Source organism: Pseudonocardia sp. (assembly GCF_025965585.1).
Classification (GTDB): Bacteria; Actinomycetota; Actinomycetes; order Mycobacteriales; family Pseudonocardiaceae; genus Pseudonocardia.
The window spans coordinates 1-4,648 of sequence record NZ_JAOPWR010000116.1 but is presented as its reverse complement, the minus strand read 5'-3'; the positions used below and the strand labels follow the sequence as shown (position 1 = coordinate 4,648).

Annotated in this window: 3 protein-coding genes and 2 pseudogenes; 3 read left to right on the top strand and 2 right to left on the bottom strand. The window is 69.0% G+C overall.

Going from position 1 to position 4,648, the window contains the following annotated elements; genetic code table 11:
• Positions 1-319 (bottom strand): annotated as a pseudogene (locus JWR81_RS07085) (IS1380 family transposase); the annotation flags it as partial.
• 189 nt (positions 320-508) lie between these two features.
• On the opposite strand from JWR81_RS07085, the gene JWR81_RS07080 reads away from it, so the two are divergent.
• Positions 509-1,210, top strand: a complete 702-nt coding sequence (locus JWR81_RS07080) for a YegP family protein (protein ID WP_297648368.1) — start codon at positions 509-511, stop codon at positions 1,208-1,210.
• Positions 1,211-1,520: 310 nt separating this feature from the next.
• Positions 1,521-2,114: a hypothetical protein gene (locus tag JWR81_RS07075; protein ID WP_297648366.1), complete on the top strand. Its 594-nt coding sequence runs from the start codon at positions 1,521-1,523 to the stop codon at positions 2,112-2,114.
• A 583-nt stretch (positions 2,115-2,697) separates the two neighbouring features.
• Here the strand turns inward: JWR81_RS07075 and JWR81_RS07070 are convergent.
• Positions 2,698-3,726 (bottom strand): hypothetical protein, encoded by a 1,029-nt coding sequence (locus tag JWR81_RS07070; RefSeq protein ID WP_297648365.1) that lies wholly within the window; start codon positions 3,724-3,726, stop codon positions 2,698-2,700.
• A gap of 343 nt (positions 3,727-4,069) precedes the next feature.
• Between JWR81_RS07070 and JWR81_RS07065 the strand changes: the two are divergent.
• Positions 4,070-4,648: pseudogene (locus JWR81_RS07065) on the top strand (IS5 family transposase); the annotation flags it as partial.

Here is a 4,648-nt window from a genome sequence, read left to right as displayed (position 1 = left end):
CCGGCAGAACACCCGTGATCTCGGCCAGCCCGGCGCCGTCACGGTGGCCGCCGTCGGCGTCGATCGCGTCCGCCCACACCGTCCTCGGAATCGCGGTGATCGCGGCGCGCTCCTTGTCGGTGGCGGCCCACCCGACGGAGAACTCGCAGCTCACCGACTGATCCCGGAGGGCGCGGATGTGCGCGAGGAACTCCCGCGGGCAGCCGGCCGTGTCCCCCCGGATCAGGATCGGGGTGCCGTGACGGTGCTCGTCGGGCAACTGCGCGAGAGCGACGTCGAGCACCTCGAGGTGATCAGCGGCGGGTGTCGCTGCCCGCATTCCCGCGCCGCAGGCTCGCGGCGAGGAACTCGCCGGTGTTGCCACAGAACGCCAGCATCGGGTGAAACCCGAACGTCTTCTTGAACGTCGGCGCCGCCTGCTCCTTCTCGCTGTGACAGACACGACCGAAGCGTCCAGATCGAGCGGGCCGCGGTCCGAGGCAGGGTCGACGACGAGGGGTTACCCGAGGTGCTCGCCGACCCGCCGGGGCTGGTTGCGCGGCAACTGGATGAGTGGGTGGTGCGCCACCGCGAGCCCGGCGATCCCGTCGCCGGCGAGCATGCGGTCAGCGACGCGCTGGAGCGGATGAACCCGCTGCGCGAGCTGCTGCACCTCGATGGGGTGCGCCGCCAGTTGTGGGCCTCCTACGAGGGCGCCCCACCGCTGGCGCTGCTGGCCCCGCTCGCGGAGCGGGAGGCCGAGCTCGAGGAGGCCCTCGCCGCGTCCGCCGCCCGGGCGAGGCGGGGGAGCACGCCACGTCGGCGGCGAAGGCCCGCGCCTACGCCGCGCAGCTGCGCGGCCAGGCCGCCCCCAATTAGGACGACCGCGGCAACTGTCGCCACGCCACTGGCAGAGCTGCGGCCTCCGTGCAGACTCAGACGTCCCGCCGGTTGGCGCACGTCATCCGATCGTGGCTCGGAGCGGCCTGATCCCGGCGGGAGCGGCTACCGTCGGCCCGCAATTGATCATCACGGTGTGGAGGTTGGAATGGCGGGAAAGTTCGAGGTGTACCAGGACCGGGCGGGGAAGTATCGCTTCCGGCTCAAGGCCAGCAACGGCCAGGTCGTCGCGACCGGCGAGGCCTACGAGACCAAGGCCGCGGCGCGGAACGGCTGCGAGTCGGTGCAGCGGGCCGCCGAGGGCGCCCCTATCGAGGAAACCGCCTCCTGACTCCACCTCCGGAGCCAACCCGCCCGCCCCACCGGGCCCGACCCGGCCCAAGCCTCGCGGGGAATCCTGCACGGCGACTGCGGCAGATACAGCGTCGGCGGCCGACGACGCGTGTCAGCGACGATGTCACCCGTCAGGGGGTAATCCACCTCATCTCGAAACCCGGCGATCCACCGCGTGTGACGATTCCGCGGATCTGCTGAATTCGGACCGGGGTGGCAGCGCTATGCCGAGACGTGGACGTTCGGTTGCCCTGAGGAAGGCTGCTGGCGCTCGCGGCAGGATCGCTGTCGGCCTCCTCGTAGTGGCCATGACGGCTCTCGCCTGCAGCGCTCAACCCCAAACGGGAACTCCGGCCCAGTCGGCCCCTGCGCCGACGACGTCGGACGTCATCCCGACCCAGCAACCAGATGTCGCCGACCTCGTGGGCGACGTCAGCGTCACCGCGCTGCCGTACGGCTTGCCAAACGCAACCGGGTACGACACGGCAGTGACCTTCACCGTCGTCAACCCGAGCGACTTCCCGATGGTCAGCCCGTACCGGGTGACCGTCACCGGCGGCGGCAAGACACTCGACACCACCGATGGGAACGACGAGGTCGTCCTCGCTCCGCACCAGCAGCTCCTGGTCGTGAACAGGCCGAACGGTGTGCGTGACACGCCACCGGACGCGGCCACGGTCTCCTTCTACTCCAACGAGGCCGGGCAAATGGCGCTGCCTGACCCGGCCGGCTGGAAGCTGAGCAACGTGACCACACCCAGCTGCGACGGCGGCTTCGTCGGCTGCGAGGTCAACGCGGATCTCGTCTACGACGGCGAGACGAACATCGACATGCAACTGAAGATCAACAGCGTTCGATCGCCTTCACTGAGAACGGCAAGACCGTCCTTGCCGGCAACCTGAGCCGAAGCAGCAGTTCCAACGGGCTCGTGCCGGGCAAGCCGATCCCCGTGACCGGCTACGTCACCGGCAAGGCATCGAACGTGAACAACCTCGAGCACCAGTTCGGTGTGCAGGTGGTTGCGCCCAGATCGGCCGCGCGCTGTTCACAGACCCGTCAGGGGTCCCGTACGCGAGAGAATCGCCCCAATCCTCAGCCAGCTCGCCGACCGCTACGGCCGCGAGCTGCGTTACGTGGCCCATCCTCGGCGCCCAGGGCCTGCCCGACGGCGCCTGACCGGCGGCTACTGCGCCAGGAAGTGGTGGTACTGAGCCTGCCCCGTCAGCCGGCACCGACCTGCGCGGAAGGTTCCCCCTCAGCTGGGGCCGTAGTGGATCGATGTCGGCCACGGCGGCGGATGGCGCGAGTCGGTCACCGGCTTCACCGTCCACCCAGACCCGACCCGCGGCGAGCATCTCGTCGGACCGCTCCAGGTTGAGACCCATCGCGATCACCCGGGTCCCGCACGGTCTAGGGCGTGCACGGCTTTCTGGTGGTTGTTCTGGGTCGTGATGAGGACCAGCCCCGCGTCGCGTCCGGTCGGGCTCAGGCCTGAACATGGTCGGCATCGACAGTGACGGACGTGACGCCAGGATGTGCGGCGGCTGTCGGAGCGGGTTGCGGGAGCAGTTGCCGCTGCCGGACTGCGACGAGCGTGCGCAGTGCGATCGCGCCGATGAACGCGCTGATCGCTGTCAGGACGAGGTACTGGTAGCCGTGGTAACCGGCCGGCTTCAGGTCCTGCAGCCAATGCAGGGTGACACTGGCGACTGCTGCCCAGGCGAATGTGAACGCCCAGGTGCTTGCCATGAACGGCGACCGGACGTAGGCGGGCAGCAGCCGCAGCTGTGCCAGGACCATCAACAGGCCGTAGCCGCCGACGAAGGCCGCGACCGCGTCGATATGGTCGCCGTGCTGTGCAAAGTAGGCGAGGCTGGCGACAGCGGCCGGCGCCACCTCGATCGCGAGCGTCGGCAGCAACGGGGTCGGTAGCAGCGGCCGGAACAGCAGCCGTCCCAGGATGATCGAGCCCAGGAGGAGCCAGCAGATCACGCCGAGCCCGAACAGCACGCCCGCGAGCCGTTGCTGGCCGACCTCGGCCGCGGCAGCCGACGCGATCAGGCCGCCGGCGACGGTCGGCAGGAAGTAGCCGGGGTGGAACTTGTCGAGGTCGAGCGAACCGTAGATCCACTGCCCGGTGAGCCATGCCCCGAGTATCACGGTCAGGACGATGAAGATGTCGACCAGGACGCGTCCGGTCTGCGCGGCGTGCGGGTACACGCCCTCGTTGGCGAGCAGGATCGGGGTGATCACCGCGAGCGAGGCGAACGGTGCCCCGATCGGATCGAGCAGGTCACGCACGAGCGCCGTCCGGTCGGAAAGTACGTAGCGCAGGTAGGCCCCCAGCACAATCAGCCACACCAGCGCGGACAAGCCCAGCAGCACATCACCGACCGTCTCGGGAGCATGACCGTAGTCAGCCATCGTGACCCAGCTGCCGGCCAGACCCGCTAGACCGAACGGCATGCCGAAGAAATTGAGTGGAATACGCGGCGCAATCATCATCAGCTCCATTTGCACGGCAGGCCGGCGGGCGTGGGTGTCTCCAGCCAGCGGTCACGGTCAGGCCGCCGAGTAGCAGATGGCACCTGCTGGTGCTGGTGTGCTGGGCGGCTGCGGGACTGCCTGGGGACTGAAACGGTCTTTCGAGTTCATCGTCGCGCCCGCATGAGGCGCTGTCTTCACCGCCAGCCGCAGTCTCCGGGTGCAGCCAACTGGAATCTCGATCTTCCACCTAGTGTCCCGTGATTCTGAAACGCTTACATAGATTTGACTGATCTTGGTGTTCAGCCGTCGTTTCAGAAGTCGGCGTGTCGGTCCTGTGTGGAGCTGCGGTGATAGCTGATCATCGCCGTCGATGTCGAGGCGATCGTGTGTCGAGCGGTTGGTTAGCGACGAGTTGTGGGAGCTGGTGGAACCGCTGATCCCGCAGCCTCGGAGGGCGAAGCGCGGACGGACCGGGCGGCCGCGGGTGCCGGACCGGGCGGCGCCGGCCGGGATCGTCTTCGTCCTCAGGACCGGGATCAGTTGGAACGAGCTGCCCCAGGAGCTCGGCTGCGGGTCCGGCGTTACCTGTTGGCGGCGGCTGCGCCAGTGGCAGCACGCCGGGGTGTGGCAGCGGGTGCATCGGGTCGTGCTCGACCGGCTCGCCCAGCACGACCTGCTCGACTGGTCCCGGGCTGCGGTGGACAGCGTGAGCGTGCGGGCCAAGCGCCGCGGTGAACTGACCGGGCCGTCCCCGACCGATCGCGGCAAGGCCGGAAGCAAGTACCACGTGCTGTGCGACCGTGGCGGGTGACCGCTGCACGCGCTGGTCACCGGGGCCAACGCGCATGACAGCACGATGCTCGCGCCGCTGCTGGACACCAACCCCGGAGTCCGTGAGCGCCGCGGACGGCCGGGACGTCCCCGACGCCGGCCGGGCAAGCTGCACGCC

What these genes read in the sequence shown, in the direction of transcription:
- JWR81_RS07075 (WP_297648366.1), top strand. Translation starts at nt 1,521, where the DNA reads ATGACGGCTCTCGCCTGCAGCGCTCAACCCCAAACGGGAACTCCGGCC.
- JWR81_RS07070 (WP_297648365.1), bottom strand. Translation starts at nt 3,726, where the DNA reads ATGGAGCTGATGATGATTGCGCCGCGTATTCCACTCAATTTCTTCGGC.